The sequence below is a fragment of the Stenotrophomonas sp. 2694 genome (genome assembly GCF_040548715.1).
In the GTDB taxonomy this organism is placed as follows: Bacteria; Pseudomonadota; Gammaproteobacteria; order Xanthomonadales; family Xanthomonadaceae; genus Stenotrophomonas; species Stenotrophomonas indicatrix.
In genome coordinates this window covers 207,109-231,160 of record NZ_JBEPSG010000006.1, presented here as the reverse complement: position 1 = coordinate 231,160, position 24,052 = coordinate 207,109, and the positions used below count along the sequence as shown (strand labels likewise).

General features: G+C 63.9%; 19 protein-coding genes and 1 pseudogene. 16 read left to right on the top strand and 4 right to left on the bottom strand.

Features of this window, described 5'->3' with window-relative positions; genetic code table 11:
* Positions 1-593: 593 nt before the first annotated feature.
* Both ABIA73_RS10340 and maiA read left to right on the top strand, forming a co-directional pair.
* Entirely contained in the window at positions 594-1,583 is a 990-nt protein-coding gene (locus ABIA73_RS10340) for a fumarylacetoacetate hydrolase family protein (RefSeq protein ID WP_025878446.1), read from the top strand.
* Between the two features lie 14 nt (positions 1,584-1,597).
* The gene (gene maiA, locus ABIA73_RS10335; RefSeq protein ID WP_218788609.1) at positions 1,598-2,266 is read left to right on the top strand and encodes a maleylacetoacetate isomerase; all 669 of its coding nucleotides are present in this window, start codon (positions 1,598-1,600) and stop codon (positions 2,264-2,266) included.
* A gap of 33 nt (positions 2,267-2,299) precedes the next feature.
* On the opposite strand, the gene ABIA73_RS10330 is transcribed toward maiA, so the two are convergent.
* From ABIA73_RS10330 to ABIA73_RS10320, 3 genes are all read right to left on the bottom strand, one after another.
* On the bottom strand, positions 2,300-3,799 hold the full coding sequence (locus ABIA73_RS10330) for a UdgX family uracil-DNA binding protein (RefSeq protein ID WP_354275733.1): 1,500 nt from the start codon (positions 3,797-3,799) through the stop codon (positions 2,300-2,302).
* Positions 3,780-5,063 (bottom strand): putative DNA modification/repair radical SAM protein, encoded by a 1,284-nt coding sequence (locus ABIA73_RS10325; RefSeq protein ID WP_105163373.1) that lies wholly within the window; start codon positions 5,061-5,063, stop codon positions 3,780-3,782. The genes ABIA73_RS10330 and ABIA73_RS10325 overlap by 20 nt, the downstream gene beginning before the upstream one ends.
* Positions 5,064-5,193: 130 nt before the next feature.
* Complete coding sequence (locus ABIA73_RS10320; protein WP_025878450.1) at positions 5,194-6,321, bottom strand: PilT/PilU family type 4a pilus ATPase; 1,128 nt, start codon at positions 6,319-6,321, stop codon at positions 5,194-5,196.
* Positions 6,322-6,442: 121 nt separating this feature from the next.
* Here ABIA73_RS10320 and ABIA73_RS10315 point away from each other — a divergent pair, with 121 nt between their 5' ends.
* The 14 genes and pseudogenes from ABIA73_RS10315 to ABIA73_RS10250 all read left to right on the top strand — a co-directional run bounded on the left by ABIA73_RS10315 (position 6,443) and on the right by ABIA73_RS10250 (position 23,564).
* Entirely contained in the window at positions 6,443-6,808 is a 366-nt protein-coding gene (locus tag ABIA73_RS10315) for a DUF4398 domain-containing protein (RefSeq protein WP_099820401.1), read from the top strand.
* Positions 6,805-7,689 (top strand): OmpA family protein, encoded by an 885-nt coding sequence (locus ABIA73_RS10310; protein WP_025878452.1) that lies wholly within the window; start codon positions 6,805-6,807, stop codon positions 7,687-7,689. Before ABIA73_RS10315 ends, ABIA73_RS10310 begins: the two co-directional genes overlap by 4 nt.
* Before the next feature lie 323 nt (positions 7,690-8,012).
* Entirely contained in the window at positions 8,013-8,249 is a 237-nt protein-coding gene (locus ABIA73_RS10305) for an HP1242/YdcH family protein (RefSeq protein ID WP_025878453.1), read from the top strand.
* A 353-nt stretch (positions 8,250-8,602) separates the two neighbouring features.
* Positions 8,603-9,973: a pyridoxal-phosphate dependent enzyme gene (locus ABIA73_RS10300; RefSeq protein WP_025878454.1), complete on the top strand. Its 1,371-nt coding sequence runs from the start codon at positions 8,603-8,605 to the stop codon at positions 9,971-9,973.
* 123 nt (positions 9,974-10,096) lie between these two features.
* Entirely contained in the window at positions 10,097-11,281 is a 1,185-nt protein-coding gene (locus tag ABIA73_RS10295) for a cystathionine gamma-synthase (RefSeq protein WP_025878455.1), read from the top strand.
* Between the two features lie 3 nt (positions 11,282-11,284).
* On the top strand, positions 11,285-12,067 hold the full coding sequence (locus ABIA73_RS10290; RefSeq protein ID WP_080278351.1) for an ABC transporter permease: 783 nt from the start codon (positions 11,285-11,287) through the stop codon (positions 12,065-12,067).
* The gene (locus ABIA73_RS10285) at positions 12,064-13,296 is read left to right on the top strand and encodes an ABC transporter ATP-binding protein (RefSeq protein ID WP_025878457.1); all 1,233 of its coding nucleotides are present in this window, start codon (positions 12,064-12,066) and stop codon (positions 13,294-13,296) included. The genes ABIA73_RS10290 and ABIA73_RS10285 overlap by 4 nt, the downstream gene beginning before the upstream one ends.
* Positions 13,262-13,543 (top strand): annotated as a pseudogene (locus tag ABIA73_RS10280) (class I SAM-dependent methyltransferase); the annotation flags it as partial. The gene ABIA73_RS10285 and the pseudogene ABIA73_RS10280, both read left to right, overlap by 35 nt.
* A 48-nt stretch (positions 13,544-13,591) precedes the next feature.
* A complete protein-coding gene (locus ABIA73_RS10275) occupies positions 13,592-14,503 on the top strand; it encodes a hypothetical protein (RefSeq protein ID WP_025878458.1) in 912 nt (303 codons plus the stop codon).
* Positions 14,504-14,744: 241 nt separating this feature from the next.
* Positions 14,745-16,391, top strand: coding sequence for a glycosyltransferase family 2 protein (locus tag ABIA73_RS10270; RefSeq protein ID WP_025878459.1), 1,647 nt, complete (start codon positions 14,745-14,747; stop codon positions 16,389-16,391).
* Entirely contained in the window at positions 16,388-17,641 is a 1,254-nt protein-coding gene (locus ABIA73_RS10265) for a rhamnosyltransferase WsaF family glycosyltransferase (protein WP_218788613.1), read from the top strand. Before ABIA73_RS10270 ends, ABIA73_RS10265 begins: the two co-directional genes overlap by 4 nt.
* A gap of 16 nt (positions 17,642-17,657) precedes the next feature.
* Complete coding sequence (locus tag ABIA73_RS10260; protein WP_154879284.1) at positions 17,658-19,952, top strand: hypothetical protein; 2,295 nt, start codon at positions 17,658-17,660, stop codon at positions 19,950-19,952.
* 34 nt (positions 19,953-19,986) lie between these two features.
* Positions 19,987-20,988 carry a glycosyltransferase family 2 protein gene (locus ABIA73_RS10255; protein ID WP_154881307.1) on the top strand — a complete coding sequence of 334 codons (1,002 nt, stop codon included), beginning with the start codon at positions 19,987-19,989 and terminating at the stop codon, positions 20,986-20,988.
* A gap of 197 nt (positions 20,989-21,185) precedes the next feature.
* Positions 21,186-23,564 (top strand): hypothetical protein, encoded by a 2,379-nt coding sequence (locus ABIA73_RS10250; protein ID WP_218788617.1) that lies wholly within the window; start codon positions 21,186-21,188, stop codon positions 23,562-23,564.
* 40 nt (positions 23,565-23,604) lie between these two features.
* Here ABIA73_RS10250 and ABIA73_RS10245 read toward each other — a convergent pair whose 3' ends face one another.
* Positions 23,605-24,009 (bottom strand): GtrA family protein, encoded by a 405-nt coding sequence (locus tag ABIA73_RS10245; RefSeq protein ID WP_025878464.1) that lies wholly within the window; start codon positions 24,007-24,009, stop codon positions 23,605-23,607.
* Between the last annotated feature and the right edge of the window lie 43 nt (positions 24,010-24,052).

Genomic DNA, 24,052 nt, shown 5'->3' with positions numbered 1-24,052 from the left:
GGGGGGGGGGGGGGGGGGGGGGGCCGCGTACATCCTGCGCTGTGGTCGCCGCCCCCCCCCCCCCCCCCCCCCCCCCCCCCCCCCCCCCCCCCCCACCCCGCCTTCGACAGGTTTCCGCGATCTGTCGGAATGGCATGGCCCGCTCCTGGTGGGTGTCGACCTTGGTCGACACGGTAGATCCACGCCATGCGTGGATGCTCTTCGTTCAATTGTCGAAATATTCGATTTCGTTGGAAATTCATCCACGCATGGCATGGATCTACCACCGTCATCGGGAAACTGTCGAGGGCGGGGCGGTATGGGGCTGCAGGACCGTTGGCGCCATGGATGGCGCCATCGAGCCCCCATGGATGGGTTTACGGCGTGTCCTGCAGCCCCATACCGCCCCGCCCAACCCGCAGAAAACCCAGAGCCGGCTGTTGCAGTTGCTCCGGCAGTTGCTCCGGCCGTTGCTCTGGCTTGAAGCCGGTGCAGGGTGCAACCCTGCCGCCCCCCTCCTGCGGTAGGGTGAGGCGATGCCGCGCTGCAGCTTGGCTACGCTGCTTATTTGATTACACTTGAAACTTGTTTGCCCACGACTCCGGACACCCACCATGAAGCTTGGTTCCTTGAAGGAAGGCGGCCGCGACGGCACCCTGATCGTCGTCTCGCGTGACCTGCGCCACGGCGTGCGCGCCACCGGCATCGCCGCCACCCTGCAGTTGGCCCTGGAGGACTGGAGCCATCTGGCCCCGCGTCTGAATGCGCTGTATGAGTCGCTCAATGCCGGTGACGCCGATGGCGTGTTCGACCTGGACCCGCAGGCTCTGGCCGCGCCGATGCCGCGCGCCTATGAATTCGTTGATGGCAGCGCCTACCTGCCACACGTCGAGCGCGTACGTCGCGCCCGCGGCGCCGAGGTCCCGGAGAGCTTCTACAGTGATCCGCTGATGTACCAGGCCACCAGCGCCGGTTTCCATGGCCCGCGCGATGCGGTCAAGGTGGTCAGCGAGGACTACGGCATCGATCTGGAAGCGGAGATCGTGGTGATCACCGACGACGTGCCGATGGCCGCCACCCCGGAGCAGGCCGCCGGCCACATCCAGCTGATCGGCCTGGTCAACGACGTCTCGCTGCGCAACCTGATCCCGGGCGAACTGGCCAAGGGCTTCGGCTTCCTGCAGTCCAAGCCGCGCTCGGCGTTGTCGCCGGTGTTCGTCACTCCCGACGAACTGGGCGCTGCCTGGCAGGACAGCAAGGTGCACCTGCCGCTGCTGACCCACATCAACGGGACGTGGTTCGGTGCGCCGGAAGCGGGTGTCGACATGCAGTTCAACTTCGCCCAGCTGGTCGCGCACGCGGCGAAGACGCGCCCGCTCAGTGCCGGCACCATCGTCGGCTCGGGCACCATCGCCAACGAAGACACCAGCAAGGGTGCTTCGTGCTTCGCCGAACAGCGCGTGGTGGAAACCCTGCGCGACGGCAAGCCGAGCACGCCGTTCATGTCCTTCGGCGACGTGGTGCGCATCGAGATGCTCGATGCCGCCGGCAACAGCATCTTCGGTGCGATCGAGCAGCGCATCGAACAGGCGGCCAAGCCCTGAGCATGGAGGCGGCGATGGAGATTCCGGTCGACGACGGCATCGTGCTGTACACCTACTGGCGATCCAGCGCCGCCTACCGCGTGCGCATCGGCCTGGCCTTGAAAGGCCTGGCCTTCGAAGCACGACCGGTGCATCTGGTGCGCGAGGGCGGCGAGCAGCACCATGACGCCTATCGCGGGCTCAACCCGCAGCAGCTGGTGCCCACGCTGCTGCATGACAGCCACGTGCTGACCCAGTCGCTGGCGATCCTGGAGTATCTGGAAGAGCGGTTCCCGCAGGTGCCGTTGCTGCCGGCCGATGCCGCTGGCCGCGCACGGGTGCGGGCGCTGGCGCAGCTGGTAGCCTGCGACATCCACCCGATCAACAACCTGCGGGTGATGCAGTACCTCGAGCGCGATCTGCAGTTGCCGGCCGATGCACGCACGCAGTGGACCCTGCACTGGATGGCCGAGGGCTTCGCCGCGATGGAAACGATGCTGGCCGACAGTGCTGACACCGGTACGTTCTGCCACGGTGACCGTCCGGGCCTGGCCGACATCTGCCTGTTGCCGCAGCTGTACAACGCCCATCGCTTCGGCCTGGACCTGGCGGCATACCCCACACTGCGCCGCATTGAAGCGGCCTGCCAGCAGCTGGATGCCTTCATCGCTGCACGCCCCGAAAACCAGATCGACGCCGCCTGACGTCCCGCTGTGCTCGCCGGGCATGGCCCGGCGCTACCGGTCTCCGGCGCGCGGTAGCGCCGGGCCATGCCCGGTGGGCGCGGAATCGGCCGCCAGCAGTTGCCGCAGGTCGTCGCGGAACAGCCGGTAGGCGTCCTCGCGCCGCGTATCATCCTTTTGCCGCAGTACCCAGGCAGGATGCACGGTGGCGTACCCCCGGGTGCCATCCTCGAGCGTGAGCCAGCGGCCACGGTCGCGCGTCAGGTTGAAGTCGCGACCAAATACGGACGAGGCCGCCGTGGCGCCGAGACAGACGATCACCTGCGGCTTCACCCGTGCGATCTCGCCCTGCAGCCACGGCCGGCAGGCATGCACATGGCGGCTCTCAGGGCGCTTATGCAGGCGCACCTTGCCTCGGCGCTCGTGATGGAAGTGCTTCACCGCGTTGGTCAGGTACAGGGCGCTGCGTTCGATGCCCAGCTCCTGCAGCGCACGGTCCAGCAGCTTGCCCGCCGGCCCGGCGAAGGGGCGCCCACTCAGGTCCTCGACATCACCGGGCTGTTCGCCCACCAGCATGATGCGTGCATCGGCACGACCTTCGCCGAACACGGTCTGGGTCGACGCTTCCCACAGCGGGCACTGCCGGCAGACGGCGGCCTGCTGGCGCAGCGCCTGCAGGCTGCCATTGTCCGCAGCGGCATCGGTTGCATCATTCGGCCGTGCGGGAATACGTCGCTGCGGTGCCTGTGCCGGTCGATCATGCATCTCCTGCACGCGGCCGGCTGCGTCGCGCACAAGACCCGGCAACAGGTGCGCTTCGGGAAGATGCTTCCAGTAACGGGCGGGCATTTCCTGCTGCATCATCCGCGTGTTGAGCCGGGCCGGATTGAAGATGCTGGCGTAATAGGTCTGCCACAGCGTCTCACGGGCGTCTTCGGCGGGTGCATCGCGACGGCTGCCGCCATCACCGAATGAGAGCGCGCTGCCATCCCAGCGGACACTGCGCGCGGGTGTCAGGATCGCCCAGCGCATGCCGGCAAAACGGCGGGCGAAAAACGGCGCGATCCGGTCGACGATGTTGTGATCGGGCTCGAACCAGGCGATGAACGCGTCGGTCTCGCCGGGCACCTCCCGGAAGCGTACGAAGGCCTTCATCTTGTGCGTGTCGCGGCGCACCGCCTGCGCCAGCGCCATCAACCGCAACACATCGGCGTCGGCCGGGTTGGACAGCACCGTGCGTTCGCCATGCGCGATGCGCCACAGCAGGCGGTACAGCAGCGGCAGGCGCTGCGGATCGCGATGGCACAGGCAGGTAGCGGCCAGTTCGACGAAGTCGCGCGGCACGTTCGGGACGGTGGCGCCGTCGAGCAGTGGCGCCTGCTGCACCGCCGGCGCGTCCAGCAGCGACGCTTCGCTGCCCGTGATCCAGTCCAGCTGTTCCGGCAGCACCCCGCGCAGCAAGGCCTCACGCGCCGCACCGCGCCAGGCATCCAGCGACCACGGCGGGTCTACGCGCAGCGACCAGCGCTGCAGCTCAGGCAGCGGGCGTGGCATCGAACAGCGAGCCCTGGCGGGGTGGTGGCGCCAGCTTCGCGCGCAGCGCCGCCGGATCATCCAGCGCACTGCGCGGATGGTGGTCGGCCAGCTGCACGAACGGCAGCAGTTTGCTCATCGGCGCCTTCAGTCGGGCAACGTCGGCCACCCGCAGGCGACCGTGGCGGCGTGCCATCAACACGCGCTTGACGTTGCGCACTCCCAGGCCTGGCACCCGCAGCAGCAGCTCCTTCGGAGCAAGATTCAGGTCCACCGGGAAGCGTTCGGGATGGCGGATCGCCCAGGCCATCTTCGGATCGATGTCCAGATCCAGCATGCCACCCTGGGTGGTGTCGGTGATCTCCTCCACGCCGTAGCCGTAGAAGCGCAGCAGCCAGTCGGCCTGGTACAGCCGGTGCTCGCGCTGCAGCGGAGGAGGCTGCAGCGGCAGCTGGCGGCTCGCATCGGGAATCGGGCTGAAGGCGGAGTAGTACACCCGCCGCATGCGGTAGTTGCCGTAGAGGCTGTCGGCACTGGTCAGGATCTGCTGGTCGCTGGCACCGTCGGCGCCGACGATCATCTGCGTGCTCTGCCCGGCGGGTGCAAAGCGGGGAGGGCGAGGACGCGCGCCGCGGCTGGAAACCGGTGCGATCACTGCCGGCGCCTTGCGGGCCTCCTTGGCTTCTTCGATGCGCCAGCGCAGTTCACCCATCGCGCCGCGGATCGATGTGCTGGTCTTTTCCGGGGCGAGGGTGGCCAGGCCCGCCTCGGTGGGCAGTTCGACATTGATCGACAGGCGATCGGCGTAACGACCCGCAGCGGCCAGAAGTTCTGGCGATGCCTCGGGGATCGTTTTCAGGTGGATGTAGCCGGCGTATCGGTGCTCCTCGCGCAGCCGACGAGCCACCTCCACCATGCGCTCCATCGTGTAGTCCGCGTTGCGGATGATGCCGCTGGAAAGAAACAGCCCTTCGATGTAATTGCGCTTGTAGAAGTCCAGGGTGAGCGTGACCACCTCGTCCACGCTGAAACGCGCGCGCGGCACGTTGCTGGACACCCGGTTCACGCAATAGGCGCAGTCGTACACGCAGAAGTTGGTCAGCAGGATCTTCAGCAGCGACACGCAGCGGCCATCGGGCGTGTAGCTGTGGCAGATGCCCATGCCCTCGGTACTGCCGATGCCGCCGGAGGCGCGCGAATCGCGCTTGCCCGCACCACTGGAGGCGCAGGAGGCATCGTACTTGGCGGCATCTGCAAGGATGGCCAGCTTGCGTATGGTTTCCATTGAAGAAACCTACGCACGAGGGGTCTCATTGGATGAGACCGCCCCTTAACTCTTCAGGATTCCGCCGGGCATGGACCGGCGCTACCACCACGCGTCCGGTAGCGCCGGGCCATGCCTGGCGGGCGCGCCGTCAGAACCCGTGGGTAATGCTCGGCGCGCCGGCCGAGAAGTCCGCATACGGATCGTGCTCGCCGCTGCCGCCTTCTGACAGGCGGAACTTCAGCGCCAGGCCATCGCGCGAGTCGGCCGCGCGCAGTGCTTCTTCCTGATCGATGGTGCCGTTCTTGGCCAACCGGAACAGGCACTGGTCGAAGCTCTCCATGCCTTCTTCCAGCGAAGCCTCCATCGCCGCCTTGATCTCGTGTACCTGGCCGCGACGCAGCAGGTCGCGGATCATCGGCGTGTTGATCAGTACTTCGGTGGCCGGCAGGCGGCGCCCCTCCTTGTTCTTCACCAGACGCTGGCTGATCACCGCACGCAGGTTCAGCGCCAGGTTCATCAGCACGTTCTTGTGCGCGCTTTCCGGGAAGAAGTTGAGGATGCGCTCGATGGTCTGGTCGGCGTTGTTGGAGTGCAGGGTGGCCAGGCACAGGTGCCCGGTTTCGGCGAAGGCGATCGCCGCCTCCATCGTTTCGGCATCCAGGATCTCGCCGATCAGGATCACGTCCGGCGCTTCACGCATCGCGTTCTTCAGCGCATTGTGGAAGGCATGGGTATCGAGCCCGACCTCGCGCTGGTTGACGATGGACATCTTGTGCTTGTGCAGGTATTCGATCGGGTCCTCGATGGTGAGGATGTGACCGGTGGTGGTGCTGTTGCGATGGTCGATCATCGACGCCAGCGAGGTGGACTTGCCCGAGCCGGTGGACCCCACCACCAGCACCAGCCCACGCGGGGTCATGATGACGTCTTTCAGCACCTGCGGCAGGTTGAGCTCTTCGATGCTCGGAATCCGGCTGCGGATCGCGCGGATGACCATGCCCACTTCACCGCGCTGCTTGAACACGTTGACGCGGAAACGCCCGGCATCGGCCAGGGCGATGGCCATGTTGAGTTCCAGCTCGCGCTCGAACTGCGGCACCTGGCCCTCGTCCATCAGCGAGTAGGCGATCTTTTTCACCATTCCCGGCGGCAGGCCGGTATTGCCGAGCGGATACAGCTTGCCCTCGATCTTGATGTACACCGGCGCGCCGGTGGTCAAGAACATGTCCGAAGCGTTCTTTTCGGTCATCAGCTTCAGGAAGTAGCCGATATCCATTGCGAATTTTCCCCAACGAAACTGCCGGTGCCCGTTGCAAGCACGGTACCGGCTTGACGACAATGGCCGCGAACCGACAACCGGTACGGCCTCCCCAATGAAACGACTTAGCTTCGCACGAATGCGCCACAGCCTGTATGTGATGGCGTTTGCATTCGCACTCTCTGCTCCCGCCTGGGCGCAGGATGGCGCGTTGGAACTGGCCCAGGCCCGGCAGGCGGTGGACAAGGCCACCCAGGCCGACGCCGACCAGTACGCCCCGGACCTGATCGGGTTGGCCCGCCAAGGGCTGGAGCAGGCCCAGCGTGCCGCTGGCGACCGCCGCGAGCGCAAGAACGCACCGGCGCTGGCCCTGCGTGCCGCCGTTGACGCCGATCTGGCCCGTGCCCGCAGCGAGGAAGCCACGGCGACCGCACAGCTGCAGCTGCGCCGCAACGAGGTCAACCAGCTGCAGCGCCAGTTGTCGACCGGGGAGGACCGCCGATGAAGACGATTTCCGCGCTGACCCTGGCCACGCTGCTGGCCCTGCCGACGCTGGCACTGGCCGCTGACAACCCGATGGTCGGCCAGCTGAGCCAGCGCCTGATGGCGATCCAGGCCAATCCGGACACCGCCGAACTGGGCGCCTTCGAGCGCATGCAGGCGCAGCAGGCCATCGCCACCCTGGAAAAGGCCAAGCGCCGTGACCAGGAGCTGGCGACCTATCTGGCCGAGCGCCGGGTCGAGATCGCCGAGACCGCCGTGCGGGCTGCGCTGGCCGCGCGCGAGGTCGACCGCCTGGAGCGCACCCGCGGCGATCTGCTGATCGAGGCCAGCCGCCGCGATGCCGCCCGTGCCCGCCAGGAAGCCGAACAGCTGCGCATGCAGGCGCAGATGCAGGCAGAAGAGGCCGAACGCCTGCGCCAGGCGGCCGAGGCCGAGACCCTGGCCCGCCAGGATGCCGAGAACGCCCTGACCAGCGTGGCCGGCAAGCAGCAGCAGCGCCTCAGCTCGGCCCAGCAGAACGCGGCCAAGCTGGCCCGTGAGGAAGCCGAGCTGGTGTCCGGGCAGAAACTGCCGGGCTCGAAGTTCGATGGCCGCGGCGAGGTCTTCACCTTTGCCGGTGACGCGTTTGCGGCCGGGGCCTCGAGCCTGTCCGGTGGCGCCCGCAACCAGGCCAAGGCCCTGGCCGAGTACGTGAACATCGGCAAGAAGGGCAGGATCCGCATCGAAGCCTATGACAGCGCCAATGGCGTCGGCCAGAAGCGCGCCGAGGCACTGCGCGACGCGCTGGTGTCGGCCGGTGTCGCCAGCAGCCGGATCCAGGTGGCTGGGAAGAAGGCCGCCTCCACCCGGGCCCGCTCGGCCGAGGTCGTCATCGCGCCGTAATTGATTGATATTGTTTGTTTTTCGTTGTGTTGAGTATTCAGCCTGAACCCCGCCTCGGCGGGGTTCGGTCTTTTTGCCGCAGGGGCTTGAACCCCGTCCAGAGCAAGCGTAGGGTCAATTGTCCGGGACGCAATAACGCGGACCGGACGATGGGAGGGCCGGGCCGATGCAAGCAGGGCGCGAACCGCAGCAGATCGAAGTGCGCAGGCCAGTGCCGCACGTCGTTGTGGGCACCCATGTGGGCATCGACCGGCACTCCTCCATGAACAACGCCCCGTGCCTCGCGGCCGGGGCGTTCGTGTATCTGTCGAAGGAGGTCCATCATGTTTGAAGATCAGCCCCAGAGCGAGATCGACGCCCGTCGCGCGCGCGATCCGGAGTTCCGGGCACTCCATGACCAGCACCGCAAGTTGAACAAGAAGTGCATGGATGCGGAGTTGGGTGTACTCCCGATCGATGATGTCACCCTGGGTCGAATGAAGCGCGAGAAGCTGCTGGCCAAGCAACGCCTTCTGCGAATGTACGAAACACCGCTCGCAACCTCGTCCCCCACGCATTGACGCACCCCTGTCGTGCCCGGAATGGCATGACCTGGCCATCGATGGCCCTGCCAGGCTCTCCTGACCTGGCAACGCGGCGCCGCTGAACGCAGGCGTCGCGCCAAGGCACCACACGCGGTGGTGCCTTGGCCCCGCAGGCACGTCCCCCGATGCGGGCGGTACCGGTCTCCTCGTCGATCCGGGGCCGTCCGCATCCCCTTGGGCCGCCAGCCGAGCTGGTGGGTGCCGACCGTGGGTCAGCACGCCTCCCGCCGGGCATGGCCCGGCGCTACAGAAACGGCTCCTGACTTTCGTCGCCATCCGTCGGATAATCACCGGTCCGGCCCTGTGTGGCGCGAACCGAAGTCCCCCGAATGCCCATCCATTCTTCCGTCCTCGAACTCATCGGCCAGACCCCTATCGTCAAGGCCCAGCGCCTGGATGCTGGCGTCTGCGAGCTCTACCTGAAGCTCGAAAGCGCCAACCCGGGCGGATCGATCAAGGATCGCATCGGCCTGTCGATGATCGAAGCGGCAGAGAAGCGCGGCGACCTCAAGCCCGGCGCCACCCTGGTGGAAGGCACCGCCGGCAATACCGGCCTGGGCCTGGCGCTGGTGGCCCAGCAGAAGGGCTACAAGCTGATCCTGGTGGTCCCGGACAAGATGAGCCGGGAAAAGATCTTCAACCTGAAGGCGATGGGTGCCGAAGTGCGCCTGACCCGCTCGGACGTGGCCAAAGGCCACCCGGAGTACTACCAGGACCTGGCCAAGACCATCGCCGAGCAGACCCCGGGCGCCTACTTCGTCAACCAGTTCGGCAACCCGGACAACCCGGCCGCGCATGAATTCGGCACCGGCCCGGAGATCCTCGAGCAGATGGATGGCGATCTGGATGCCATCGTGTTCGGCTGCGGCAGCTCCGGCACCATGACCGGCCTCTCGCGCGCCTTCGCCACGCTGTCGCCGAAGACCGAGCTGGTGCTGGCCGACCCGGTCGGCTCCATCCTGGCCGAGTACATCAACGACGGCGTGCTCAACGACAAGTCGGGCAGCTGGCTGGTGGAAGGCATCGGCGAGGATTTCCTGCCCTCGATCTCCGATTTCAGCCGTGTGAAGAAGGCCTACGCCATCACCGATGCGGAGAGCTTCCATACCGCGCGTGAGCTGCTGGGCAAGGAAGGCATCCTCGGTGGCTCCTCGACCGGCACCCTGCTGGCGGCGGCGCTGAAGTACTGCAAGGAGCAGACCACGCCGAAGAAGGTGCTGGTGCTGGTCTGCGACACCGGCAACAAGTACCTGTCGAAGATGTACAACGACTACTGGATGCTGGACAACGGCTTCCTTGAGCGCCCGCAGCACGGTGACCTGCGCGACCTGATCCTGCGCCCGTACGGCCAGCGCGACACCGTCGTGATCGGCCCGAACGACCTGCTGACCACCGCCTATCAGCGCATGAAGCTGTATGACGTGTCGCAGCTGCCGGTGCTGGACGGTGACCAGCTGGTCGGCATCGTCGACGAAAGCGACGTGCTGCTGCACGTCTACGGCGACGAAGCACGCTTCCGCGACCCGGTGGCCACCGCCATGGTCAGCAAGCTGGACCGGCTGGACGTGAAGTCGCCGATCGAGGCGCTGCTGCCGGTGTTCGACCGCGGCCAGGTGGCCATCGTGATGGACGGTGACACCTTCCTCGGCCTGATCACCCGCATCGACCTGCTGAATTACCTGCGTCGGCGCGTTCAGTAAGGCGTTTATCGCCGCAGATCGCTGCTGAATCCCGGTTTATCCGCGTCAAAGCTCGTTAAGGCCGCGCTGATAGACTCCCGCTCCTTCGACGGCGCCGGTCATCGGCGCCAATCAGGAAACGACATGTCCAACGCTTCTTCCCCGGACCGCGCGCTGGCGCTGGCCACCCTGGCCATCCATGGCGGCCAGTCGCCCGACCCGAGCACCGGCGCGGTGATGCCGCCGATCTACGCCACCTCGACCTACGCGCAGTCCAGCCCGGGCGAGCACCAGGGCTTCGAGTATTCGCGTACCCACAACCCGACCCGCTTCGCCTACGAGCGTTGCGTGGCCTCGCTGGAAGGTGGCACCCGTGGCTTCGCCTTCGCGTCGGGCATGGCTGCCAGCTCCACCGTGATCGAGCTGCTGGATGCCGGCAGCCACGTGGTGGCGATGGACGACATCTATGGCGGCAGCTTCCGCCTGTTCGAGCGCGTGCGTCGCCGCACCGCTGCGCTGGACTTCAGCTTCGTCGACCTGACCGATCTGGCGGCCTTCGAAGCGGCGATCACGCCGAAGACCAAGATGGTCTGGATCGAGACCCCGACCAATCCGATGCTGAAGATCGTGGACATCGCCGCGGTCGCCGCCATCGCCAAGCGCCATGGCCTGATCGTAGTGGTCGACAACACCTTCGCCTCGCCGATGCTGCAGCGTCCGCTGGAGCTGGGCGCGGACCTGGTGCTGCATTCGGCCACCAAGTACCTCAACGGCCATTCGGACATGGTCGGTGGCATGGTCGTGGTCGGCGACAACGCCGAACTGGCCGAGCAGATGGCCTTCCTGCAGAACTCCATCGGTGGCGTGCAGGGCCCGTTCGACAGCTTCCTGGCCCTGCGCGGTCTGAAGACCCTGCCGCTGCGCATGAAGGCGCACTGCGCCAACGCGATGGCGCTCGCACAGTGGCTTGAAAAGCACCCGGCGGTGGAGAAGGTGATCTATCCGGGCCTGGCCTCGCACCCGCAGCATGAGCTGGCGGGCAAGCAGATGGCCGGCTACGGCGGCATCGTCTCGATCGTGCTGAAGGGTGGTTTCGACGCGGCCAAGCGCTTCTGCGAGAAGACCGAACTGTTCACCCTGGCCGAGTCGCTGGGCGGGGTGGAAAGCCTGGTGAACCACCCGGCGGTGATGACCCATGCGTCGATCCCGGTGGCACGCCGCGAGCAGCTGGGCATCAGTGATGCACTGGTAAGGCTGAGCGTGGGTGTTGAGGACCTGGGGGATCTGCAGGTGGATCTTGAGCGGGCGCTGGAAGCAGGGAATCGCTGATCCATGCAGAAGCATGCCAATCTCCTGTTCCTGTTCCGCCAGCTGCTGGGGCGCGAGTTGGCAGCGCGGTATCGCACCACCGTGCTCGGTGTGTTGTGGCTGGTGTTGCAGCCGCTGCTGATGCTGAGCGTCTATACGTTGGTATTCAGTGGCGTCTTCAAGGCCCGATGGGCTGGCGCCGAATCCACCGGTGATTTCGCGTTGATGTTGTTTGCCGGCCTCGTACCGTTCACGTTGTTGTCAGAAGTACTGATCACTGCGCCGGGCATCATCGCCGGTCAACCCAACTTCGTTAAGAAGGTGGTGTTCCCGCTTCCAGTCCTGTCAATGGTGAAGGTCGCGGCCGCGCTGACCACTTCGGGCATCGGCTTGGCCATTCTGCTGATTGTGTTGACCTGGCAGTCGGGTCCGCCGTCTCCGTGGGCACTGGTCTCGCCGCTGATCCTTCTGGAAATGACCCCCATGCTGCTGGCCATCGCCTGGTCGCTGTCGGCATTGGGTGTTTACCTGCGCGACATCGGCCAGTTCGTCGGTATCCTCAGTAGTGTGCTGCTGTTCCTTAGTCCGATCTTCTTTCCGGCACATGCGATGCCGGAAGCTGCGAAGGGGCTGGTGTACTTCAATCCGCTGGTGACTCCAATCGAACAGTTGCGAGCGGTGACCTTGCAGAACACGGCCCCCGACCTGGCCGTGCTGCTGCCGCATTTCCTGCTGTCGATTGTGGCGGCCATGGTTGCCTACGCTCTATTCCGTCGCTTGTCGCGCGGTTTTTCGGACGTCCTATGAACAATACGCAGCCCGTCCCGACGCAGGGCAGCGCCGATGCGGCCATCGAAGTGCGGGGCGTGACCAAGGATTACCCGGTCTACGCCAGCCCACGTGATCGCTTGCTTTCGCTGCTCAAACCTTCAGGTGACCGCGCCAGCCGGACGTTCCGCGCCTTGGACGGTGTCAACCTGGTGGTACCCAGAGGCGAAACCGTCGGCATCATCGGTCGCAATGGCGCCGGTAAATCCACCTTGCTGCAGATTCTGTGCGGCACCGTTCGTCCGACCTCCGGCACGGTCGCCATCCATGGCCGTTTTGCGGCCTTGCTCGAACTCGGTGCAGGATTCAATCCGGATTTCTCGGGTCGAGACAATGTCTACCTGAGTGCTTCCCTGCTTGGCTTGAGCCGCAAGGAAGTGGACGACAAGCTGGAGTCGATCATCGCCTTCGCCGACATCGGCGACTTCTTCGATCGGCCGGTCAAGACCTATTCCAGCGGCATGTACGTGCGCCTGGCATTCTCCGTGGCCATCCATACCGAGCCGGACGTGTTGATCATTGATGAAGCGCTGTCGGTGGGAGACATCCGCTTCCAGATGAAGTGCCTGGCAAGGATCGAGCAGATCCGCGCGCGGGGCGCCACGATTCTGTTCGTCTCCCATTCGTTGGAGCAGGTCAAGCGTTTCTGCCAGACAGCGCTGTGGCTGGAAGGTGGCAAGGTCAAGCTCCACGGTGAGGCGAGTTTTGTCGCCGACCGTTTCCGCGATTACGAGCTGGGGCGCGAACAGGCCAGCGAGGCGGCGACCGAGTCGTGCCGCACACCGCGTCCGGACAGCATCCCCGCGCATCTGGAGACGGTTGCGTTGAGCACTGACATGCTTGCGCCGTTCGAGCCGCTGAGCGTTGACATCAGCTACACGGTGGTCGACGAGGCAGTGCAGGGGCTGTTGCTGGGGGTGGCCATCAAGGGCATGGATGGTCTGCACATCTTCGGACCCAATACCTATCTCGAGCGCGTGCAGATCCCGACTTCACGCGGGTCTCATCGGGTTACCTACCACATCCCGTCGATGACCCTGCTCACCGGTACCTATCGTATCGATGTTGGCCTGTTCACCGACAAAGGGCTGGTATGCCTGGACTATCTGTCCGAAGCCAGCGTGTTCACCGTGGCCGCGCCGTATTTCAGTGAAGGCGTGGTCTATATCCCCCATGAGTGGAAGGTCCATGACGTCGACGCTTCTTGATATTCCGTTCGACCACTACCAGCGTTACGGTGCGGCCGCGTACCTGCTGAACGCTCTGGACCTGGCCGCACCGCGCGTTCTCGAGGTCGGTGCCAACCGCCAGCGATTGCTGGGTCAGTTCCTGCCGGAAGCTTCGTTCCTTTACACCGATCTGCACGCCGAAGGCGACGAGAAGGATTTCATCGTTGCCGACGCGACGGCCCTGCCGTTCCCGGACCAGGGTTTTGACGCGGTGGTCTCGCTGGACGTGCTCGAGCACATCCCTGCGCCGCTGCGGGCACGTGCTGCCGCCGAAATGGCGCGCGTGGCCGGTCGGGCTGTCATCGTCGGATTCCCGCCGGAGCAGGCTTGGGTCAAGGACGCCGAGCTGGATGCAAACAACCGCTGGTTCGAGCTGTTCGGCGAGGATTACGTCTGGTTGCAGGAGCACAAGGAATTCGGCCTGGTCGATACTGCCGAGATCGTGGCCACATTCGAGGCCGCAGGCTTGACCGTGCTGCGTTTCGGTCAGGGCAATGCCGAGCTGTGGTCCAGCCTGATGGGGGCACATTTCATCAAGGTGAAGTTCCCCGAGCTGGAACCGCTGGTGAGCGCAGCCGATCGCCTGTACAACAGCCGCGTGTTCGCTGGCGACCATAGCGACCAGCCCTATCGCGAGTACTGCGTGGCACTGCGTCTTGACAGCGATGTCGATCGGTTGCGGGCGGATCCGCCCTTCCAGGCTGGGCAGGACGAAGAGGCCACCTCGCTGCTGAAGGGCTTGGCCCGTGGCCTGCGCGACCTCGCCGTGCGTACGCGCAATTCGGAAGCCGAATGGGAGTCGACCGCGCGCGCACTGGATGCCTACATCGTGGACCTGGACTCTGCCAAGCGCGAATGGGGCGGCACGGCCCGATATGCGCTGGAGCTGCAGGCGGCCAAGGACGCAGGCGATGCTGATTGGTTGGCGCGGCAGCAGCAATGGGAGCAGCGGGACCGGGAAGGCGCAGAGGAGCTGGCGCTGGCAAAGGAGCGCAACGAGCAGTTGATCGCGGAGGCATCAGCCATCGAGCAGCGTGCCGAGCAGGCCCGGCAGAAGATCGCTGATGAGTTCGAATACCAGGCCGCCGCCTACGCGCGTTCGCGCAGGAAGTGGAAGGTCGCAATGCTGCTGGTAGGCATTGCTGGCGCCGCTGCAGGGATCCTGCTGGGCTGGGCGGTCCTTTGAGCCACTACCAATTCTGCAGCGTGTACCTGCTGAACAAGAGAGGAAACACTTGATGTCCAAGCTGCGCAACCTGACCAGAGGAATCTACTGGGGCCTGCGCCGGGCAAAGAGCCAGGGCATTCCCTTGCGTTCGATCTTTTCCGCCCTGGTGCGCGCTTCGCGCAAAGGGCCGCGTCATCTGGTGCGCTCCATCCTGGCTTATGCCAACGGGGGCCATCGGGTGGCGATTACAGCAACCACGATCGATGCCTATGAGCGGTGGTTCAAGGCGCAGCCCCCGTTGCCGGTGCCGGCCGATGCCGGCCTGATCAGCATCGTGATGCCGGTCTGCAACACGCCGGAGGCGTTCCTGCGTGAAGCGGTGGCCAGCGTTGAGGCACAGACCTATCGCAACTGGGAGCTGTGTGTCCATGATGATGCCTCCGACAAGCCGCACGTCGCGCGTGTGCTGGAGGAATTTGGCGAGCGGCTGCCGAACCTGCGGATCTCGCGCTCGGCCACGCGCCAAGGCATCGCCGCGACCACCAATGCAGCGGTGTCGCTGGCCGAAGGTCGCTGGATCACGTTCCTTGATCACGACGACCTGCTGGAGCCGGACGCGCTGGCGGCCGTTGTCGCCTGCCATCTGGAAACGTCCGCCGACGTGGTCTACACCGACCACGACGTGCTGGGCGAAGATGGCCGGCTGCGCAATCCCTATTTCAAGCCCGACTGGAATCCTGACCTGTTCCTTTCGCAGATGTATCTGGGCCATCTTGTGAGTTTCGAGTCCGGCCTCGTCCGCCGGCTGGGAGGCCTGCGCAGTGATTGCGACGGTGCTCAGGACTATGATCTGGTGCTGCGCTGCGTGGCAGCAGGTGCGCGCGTGGCACATGTGCCGCGGGTGCTCTACCACTGGCGCGCGCATGCCGGGTCGACCGCGGCCAATGCCGCTTCCAAGCCCTACGCGCATCACGCCGGCCAGTTGGCGTTGCAACAGCACGTGCAGACCGGCCACCCGGGTGCCCGGGTTGAAGAGGGCGAGCAGCTGTTCTGCTATGACGTGCGCTATTCCTATGCCGATGAGGGCCCGCTGGCCAGCATCATCATTCCCACACGCGATGGGCTTGACCTGCTGCGGACCTGTGTCGAATCGCTGTATGCCAAGACCCAGTACCGTGATTTCGAGATCATCGTCGTCGACAACGGATCGACCCAGCCCGAGACCCTGCAGTGGCTGCAGGCCATGTCACGGCGACGCAACTTCCGGGTGATCGATGCCGACGTGCCGTTCAACTGGTCGGCGCTGAACAACCTGGCCGCGCGTGAAGCGCGTGGTGAGGTCCTGGTCTTTCTCAATAACGATACCGAAGTGATCGACGGTGAATGGCTGCAGCGGCTGGCCGAGAACGCGTTGCGGCCGGACGTTGGGGTGTGTGGTCCGCTGCTGTTGTACGGGGACCGCACCATCCAGCATGCTGGCGTGGTGATCGGCATGGGTGGCTGGGCCGACCACGTGTTCAAGGGCGAGCCCCCGATCCACTTCCAGAATCTGTTCGTGTCGCCAGTGCTGCAGCGGCAGGTTCTCGCTGTCACCGGTGCCTGCATGGTGGTGGCACGCGATACGTTCGAGTTGCTCGGCGGTTTCGATGAGAGCTTCATCGTCTGCGGAAGTGACGTCGAGCTGTGCCTGCGTGCGCACGCGCGTGGCCTTGCAACGGTCTACGTGGCGCGGTCGGTGATGATCCACCACGAATCCAAGACTCGCGACCCGCGTGCGATTCCTGAAAGTGATTTCGTGCGCTCGGCGCAGGCATATTCACCTTATCGCGAAGAGGGCGATCCGTTCTTCAGCCCGAACCTGGATTACATGGCCTCATCGCCGCGTCTGCGTGGGGGCGTGCAATGAGCCGTATCGGCCAACTCCTGCGACGCATCGCCGCTCGTCTGGAAGCCAGCGCGCCAGGGACCCCCACCCCCAGCACGAATGTCGCCGAGATCACCCCTTGCACGCCACGCCATGACCCGTGGGTAGGCCAGCGGCTGAATCTGGTGCTGCCCTCGATCAACAAGCAGCATTACTTCGGTGGCATCCATACGGCGGTGCTGATCTACCGAGAACTGTGCAGGCACTTTCCGGCATCGCGGATCATCCTGGTAGACAGTTCGCCGGATGAAGAGGCGCTTTCGCGCTTCTCCGACCATGTGCTGGTGCCTGCGGACCAAGCCTCATCGGCGCTGCGCCAGATCGTGCCGTTCAGCGATCGCTACCAAAAGACGCTGCCGGTTGCCGACGAGGACATCTGGGTCGCCACTGCCTGGTGGACTGCGTACGCGGCCCAGCGCATGTCGCAGTGGCAGGGGGAAAATGGTGGCGTTGATCGCCCGATGGTCTACCTGATCCAGGATTTCGAGCCGGGCTTCTATGCCTGGTCAAGTCAGTACGCACTGGCATTGAGCACCTATCGCCGTGATCGGGATATCGGCATCTTCAATACCGGCCTGCTGGCTGACTTCTTTGAACAGCATGGCCTGCGTTACACGCAGCGTTCGGTGTTCGAGCCCGTGCTGCATGATGGCCTGCGTCCGGCACTGCAGCAGGTTCGACAGGCACCGGCCCCGCGCAAGCGTCGCATTGTTGTCTACGCACGCCCGGGTACGCCGCGCAACGCGTTCGAGCTGATCTGCGAAGGCTTGCGCCTGTGGGGCTGGAAGGATCCGCGCGCGGCGCAGTGGGAGGTGGCGGCGCCGGGTGAACTGCAGGCGGACCTCGACCTGGGACCATTCGCGCTGAAGGCTCTGGGCAAGCTGGACATCGACGCCTATGCAGAACTGCTTTCCAGCTCTGCCATCGGCCTGTCGTTGATGGTTTCTCCCCACCCGAGCTATCCCCCGCTGGAAATGGCGGCGTTCGGCATGGGCGTGGTGACCAATCGCTATGACAACAAGCGTCTGGATGAAACCATGGCGAATGTAGTCTCCCTGGACGCAATGACGCCTGAAGCAATCTGCAGGGCATTGATGGGGCAGGTTGACCTCTGCGAGGCTCGGGGTATGCACCCGGGTGTGACCGCTGGCGAGGATGATCCGCTGCTGCAGGTTGGTAGCTTCGACCGCGTGGCGGACGACGCGGCAGCTGCGCTGGGTTTGTCGATATAAAAGCAATGGACCTGTAATGCTGAAGAATCGTTTTGCCTGGCCCGGGAACGGCCGGTTGATGCGTGCCCCTGTGCTTACCGCGTTGGCGGTGTTGCTGCTGGCCTCGCCCTTTATCCACAGCTTTGATCAGGCAAGATTCCTGGTGCTGCTGGGAATTTCCATGGCGGGCATGGGCTGGCTGGGCGGGATGAGTGCCCGTCTGCTCAGGCTTGAGGTATTGATTGCGTCTCCGGCCCTGTTCACCCGGATCCTGCTGGGTCAGGTGGCATTGGTCGTGATGTGGTTGTTGCTCTCGCCATTGACCTTGTTGTGGTCGCGTGGGCTGGGCCTGTCCCATGGCCTCCCGCTGGTCATCATGGGGCTGATGGCAGGTACGTTGTGGTGGCGTCGCGGGCAGCTGTCCACCTGGAAGCATGCGGCCTCCCACGTCGATGGCGCGTGGCTGCTGATCGCGCTGCTTGCCACGATGGTGTTGCTGAAGGCGGGCACCCATTATTCCCTGCGTGCGGGTGCATTGGGCCTGGATACTCACCAGCACATCGCCTTTGCACTGGACCAGTTCACCGCTGGTTATCCGAAGCTGTCGGCCGGACACACGCTGTGGCTGGAAAAGTATCCGAAGATGCTGCATGTCCTGGCCGCCTTATGGGCCTGGCCGGGGTTTGGCCTGCATATCGGGCCCTTCCTGAAGATCCAGCCGGTGCTGCAGGCCACGTTGGCAATCTTCGCCATTGCCGAAGTCGTCCTGCTCTGGATGCGTCAGCGGCAGGTGTCAGTGCCGATGTCCCGCGCCTGGGCTGTCATGGTGGTGGTCGTTCTGGGGTACTGCATCCTGCGCGGCACCAGCTTCCTGTATCCGGTGGATGACCTCAACAGCACCGGTCGCCTGGCCGCCATCTCCACGCTGTTGTTCCCAGTGCTTTGCGCGATGCTTTGCTGGTTGGAACCAGCGAAGAGTGGTAGGCCCTGGGTGCTGGCTTGGCTCAGTCTACCGCTGGCAGGGGCGATGGCGGCAAAGTTGAATCCTTCGCTCGCCATTGCTTTTGTCAGTTTCGCGGTGCCGGCATGGGCGTTGTTGATGCTTCCCTTGTGGTTCCGGGTCGATGGATTGCGCGGAAAACTTGGCCTGCCGTTGCTTGGCCTGCTGGCTGGCGGAGTACCAGGAGTACTGCTGCTGGTGACCGATCCCTACTACCTGCAGTTGCTGGCCGAGGCCTCGCCAGTGGTGCGTCGGTTCGTCGAACAGACGCTGGGGCTTCGACTGCTGGTGGCGCCTGTCGAGTTGGGGCGGTCGTCGGCCGAGGTCGTCGAGCGCCTGGTCCAGGTGCTGCCCTGGGAGCTTTGGTATGGGCCGCAGCCTTCGATGGGAGGACAGTACCTACCCGATTCACAACAGGTGGTAGCCCACACGCTCCTCCCGCTGACCCGCCCACTCGCCGTGTTCACCTTCCTGGTGGGCATGGCGATGATGACCATCGCTCCTGCTTCGATCCGAAGCCGTCGGGCCTTCGGACTGCTGGTCATCGCCCAGTTTGCGCTGGCGGTGGCGGTGGCTGTCGCCCTGCGAGTCTCCAATATCACTACCCTGACGCTTGGACACGACACGCTCGAAGCGAGCCTGCTCAGCACTTATACCCAACGCTACATCGGTCTGCTGACCATGTACGCGGTGTTTCTGCAGTGGATCCTGATGCTGGCGATACTGGTGATGGCGGTTGATGCCGGGCTTCAATGGCGTATGCCCCGTGTGCTGCAGGGCAGGACAACGGATCTGGTGAGCCGGTGTGCGATGGCGGTGGCGGCACTGGCGGTGGTGGCCAGCTTCATCAGCATTGATATCAAGGGGGTGACACCTGCAGATCAGGGTTGGACCTTCCCGATCAATGAGTCCGACGTACGCGCCTTCCAGGCTGCCGAGCGCGCGCTGCCCGACGACGCCGTAGTGCTCGCCCCAGCCTATGCCATTGTTCTCAACGGACGCGAGGACTGGGTTCTGCCGTCCATGTACGTGACGCCCTACCTGCCGTTTGCACACCGCGACTATTTGTTCAATGTCAGGCTGGGCTCCGGGTATGGGTTCTTCGCCAAGGATCTGCGCTCGATGTTCTGCCGCTCGCAGGTGCAGCAGACCCGTGAGATCCTTCGTCGAGCCGGCGTAACGCACCTGCTGGTGCATCGCTGGGAAGGGCAGGGTGACGAGCGGGCGCTGGATGGACAGTACTGCCTGACCGGTTACCGGCAGTTGGGCGCAGCTGGCAAGCCAGTAGCTACCGGTCCAGACGGCCTGGTGTTCTACCGTCTGGATCCTTGAGGCAGAGATGGGTAACAACGAAGAGGAGAGGGATATGCTCGGACAGTCCGACAGCGCGCTGAAACGGGGAACGCAGGCAATTGCCGTGGTCATTCCCAGCTACAAGGTCACCCGGCATATCCTGGGCGTAATCGCTGGCATCGGTCCCGAGGTGGATGCGATCTACTGTGTCGATGATGCCTGTCCGGAGCAGTCCGGCCGCTTCATCGAGCAGAACAACATCGATCCCCGCGTTCGCGTGCTTTACAACCAAGTCAATCAAGGCGTAGGCGGCGCGACCATGACCGGCTACCGCCAGGCTGCCGCTGACGGCATGGCCGTCATCGTCAAGATCGATGGCGACGGCCAGATGGACCCTACGCTGCTTCCGTCGTTCGTTGCGCCGATCCTCAATGGTGAAGCCGACTACACGAAGGGGAACCGTTTCTGGGACCTATCCCAGATCAGCCAGATGCCGCTGCTCCGTCGCTTCGGAAACTTGGGGCTCTCGTTCCTGGCCAAGGCATCCAGCGGATATTGGCGGCTGTTCGATCCAACCAATGGCTATACCGCCATCCATGCCGCAGTCGCCCAACGCTTGCCGATGGAAGCGATCAGTACGCGTTACTTTTTCGAGACCGATCTACTTTTCAGGCTCAACGCCATGCAGGCAGTGGTCCAGGACGTGCCCATGGATGCGCGTTACGGCGACGAAGTGAGCAATCTGAAGGTCAGCCAGGTGCTTGGTGAATTCGCGCTCAAGCACGCCAGGAATTTCTGCAAGCGAATCGCCTATCGCTATTATCTGCGCGATCTGACCATCGCTTCGCTTGAGCTGGTTGCTGCGCTCGCGCTTCTTGCTGGCGGCACACTCTACGGTGGCTGGCATTGGATCGCCGCTGCCGGTGCCGGCGTGTCTGCGCCCGTGGGTACGGTCGTGCTGCCTGCCATCGCCATTGTCAGCGGCCTGCAGTTCCTGCTTGCATTCCTCAGTTACGACATCGCCAATCAACCCGTGACGCCGGTTCATCGGTCGCTGATGGGGCTGCGCCGCTGAGTCCCCCATCGATGGGGCGGTGAGCAGGGCAGAACCTAGCTCTGCGCTGGTTATGCCGAGAGGGCGCCTGCTACTATCCCACTCCTCGATTCTCCAAGAATCGTGCGGGTGGCTGCTGGCATGCTGCATCGTAGTTCGTTCGCATGTGACATAGCCAATCCCATATCCACACCGTTTCTGTATTTTCTGGAAGTAAAATGGACAACAACAGCACGTCGGCGCGGGCTTCCACCCTGACAAAGTGGGGCTGGGGCGCCTCGATCATCGTCGGCATGCTGATGGTGCTGCTGTTGACACCATTCGCCTCACCGATGCCGAGCGCGGGCCTGGATGGCTCCTGGTCCTTCGCGATGAATGTCGCGACGGCTGAGCACCTGCGCTTCGGCAAGGACATCATCTTCACCTTCGGTCCCTGGGCCTCGGTATATACCAATGTCTATCACCCCGGCACCGATGGCCTGATGATCGGTGGTTCGCTGCTGATTGCAGTTGCGATGTCAGCGGGTCTGTTCGCGGTCGCCCTGCCAAGACGGCGCATTCTGCTGTTGCTTTTCCCGCTCGTTGTTGGCCTGATCTGGCTGCCCTATGGGAGCGGATGGCGGGACGCAACCCTGATGCTGCTGCCTCTCCTGCTGCCTTTGGCGGTTGTGCGCGGCATCGAAGCGGGGCGTCAGCAAATCGGTATTCTGTGCGTACTGGCTGCGGCAATTGCGATACTGCCGTTGGTGAAGGGCAGCTTCAGCCTTCTGGCGGCGGGCTCAAGCTTGGTCGCTGTGTTGATGTGCTGGCGGACGTCGCCACGACTGGCGATCGTCATTGTCATCACCGAAGTACTGGCCATGGTTGCAGCATGGCTGATCGCTGGGCAAGCGCTGTGGGATCTGCCGGGTTATTTCATTGCCCAGGCTGCGATCGTTTCCGGATACACAAATGGCATGTCGGCCTCCGGTGATCCGAAGTTGACGAGCCTTTTCCTCTTCCTTGCAACGGCCGTTGTGTTGGTTGGCATTTCCGCTTTCGGCAATGTGCGGCGTCGATGGTATGCGCCGATTCTATTTGGCCTCTATCTGTTTGTAACGTTCAAAGCCGGCTTCGTCAGGGGCGACCAGGCGCATGCGATGATCGCATCGACAGGGTTGCTATTGCTTGGGTTGCTGCTTTGCATTGCGCCGGGCAGTGAGCACGGCCGAGGCATCGCTGCGCTCGCGGTCGGAGTGCTGGGTTCTGCACTTATCGTTTTCTCCTACGAAACTCACAACCCTGCGACAGCCGTGGCTAATCTGGGCGAAGCGGTCAAGTCGCCTGCAAAGGGCCTCTGGCAGCGCCTTTCCGACGGCCAAGCGCTGGAAGACAGCTTCCAGAGGCGTGTCGCAGAGTTGCGCGCAGAGTCTCCCTTCTCGTCGGAGAGGGGAGAGGTGGACCTGTACTCTTATGACCTCACGCAGGTACTGGTTGCGGAGGGTCTGAAATGGAAGCCGCGCCCCGTCCTGCAGAGCTACACCGCTTACGCGCCGTCACTGATCCGGACCAATGCCGAGCATCTGCGCAACAATCCACCGGCGCGGATATATTTCAACGCAGACACCATCGATCATCGATATCCCGCTCTTGAAGACGGCGCAAGTTGGCTTGAACTACTTGGCAGCTTCAGGCCGCAGCGGGTCGATTCCGGGTACGCGGTGCTGGAACGTCGCGCTGGATCGGCGGCGCCTCTGCAGCCTCAGCCTGCGAAGGAGATTGAAGTCCGCCTTGGCCAGGAAATTGCAGTTCCAGGATCACAAGGGCCGGTGTGGGCGACGCTGGACATTCAGCCTACCTTGCTTGGGAAGCTGCACGGCGCGTTGTATAAATCTCCGCAGTTGGTGCTGTCGGTGCGCTATGACACGGGTGAAGTCGCAACGTTCCGAATGATTGCGGGTATGGCTTCGACCGGCTTCATGCTCTCACCGACGGTGACCGACGCTACCGGATTCGTCGCGTTGGGCTCGCATTATCGCGATGACCTCTTGGGCGAACGTAAGGTTGTTGCGATGAGCGTACGTGGTGAGAGTGGTACGCGTTTCATGTGGAAGGGCTCTTATCGCGCCACGTTGGCGCCCCTGGAGATTCCCATGACGGCCGATGCAGACCGTGCCCTGACCGGCACATGGGAGGAAGGGCTGCCTTCCGATGCCTACGTTACGGGTGGCAACTGCAATATCGAGGAAGTCAGCGGACAAAGCGTCACCGTCGAATCAATGGCGCTGCCCGGCCGTTTGTTCAAGGTGCGTGGCTGGGCAGCAGTGAACGCTGAAAAGGGTGTCGCCAATCAGGGCGTTTCCTTGCTTGCCGCGATGCCTGACGGCCGCACGCTCATCCTGCCTGCGAGGAATGTGCCGCGCCTGGATGTGTCTGCCCATTTCAAGAAGCCCGCACTCGCGTATGCCGGATATGAGGCCTATGTAGATGTACGCAAGCTGCCCTCGGAAGTGCATTTCCGTGTGCTGCAGAGCGATGGCCGCCAGTGGTTGATCTGTCACCCGCCACTATTGACCATTCACCGCACCGATACGCTGGCCGCGCCCCCCAGCAACTGATGGCGGGCACCTGAAGGCTGCCGCTGAGCGGATACGCCGCTCAGCGCCGGAAGGAAAACTTCTTGTGGCCGATATAGCTGGTGATGGCCGGAATCATCACGCCGATCGCATGGGCGATGGTTTCATTGTGGAAATCAATTCTCAGCGCGGGGAGCAGCCAGCGAGCGGTGATCAGGCTGGCCAGCACCGTCTGCGCGACCGCTGCAAGGTTGATCAGCAGGAACCATAGGAATTGATGGTGCAGCCGATTGCTGGACTCGCTGAATACAAACACTTTGTTGAGTGAGAATGCAGTGATCAGGCCAAGGCAGAACGCCAAAAGTATTGCCGGAACATAGGGCATCCAGTGGCTGAGTATGATGCGAGAGCCAACATTGACCAGGGCGGCAACGCCGCTGGCCATCAGGAAGCGCATGAACTGGGTAGAGGGGGGGCGTACTTTCATGCTGCTTCTGCCATTGGGTGGTTGCCGCGGGGAGTGCCGCGGG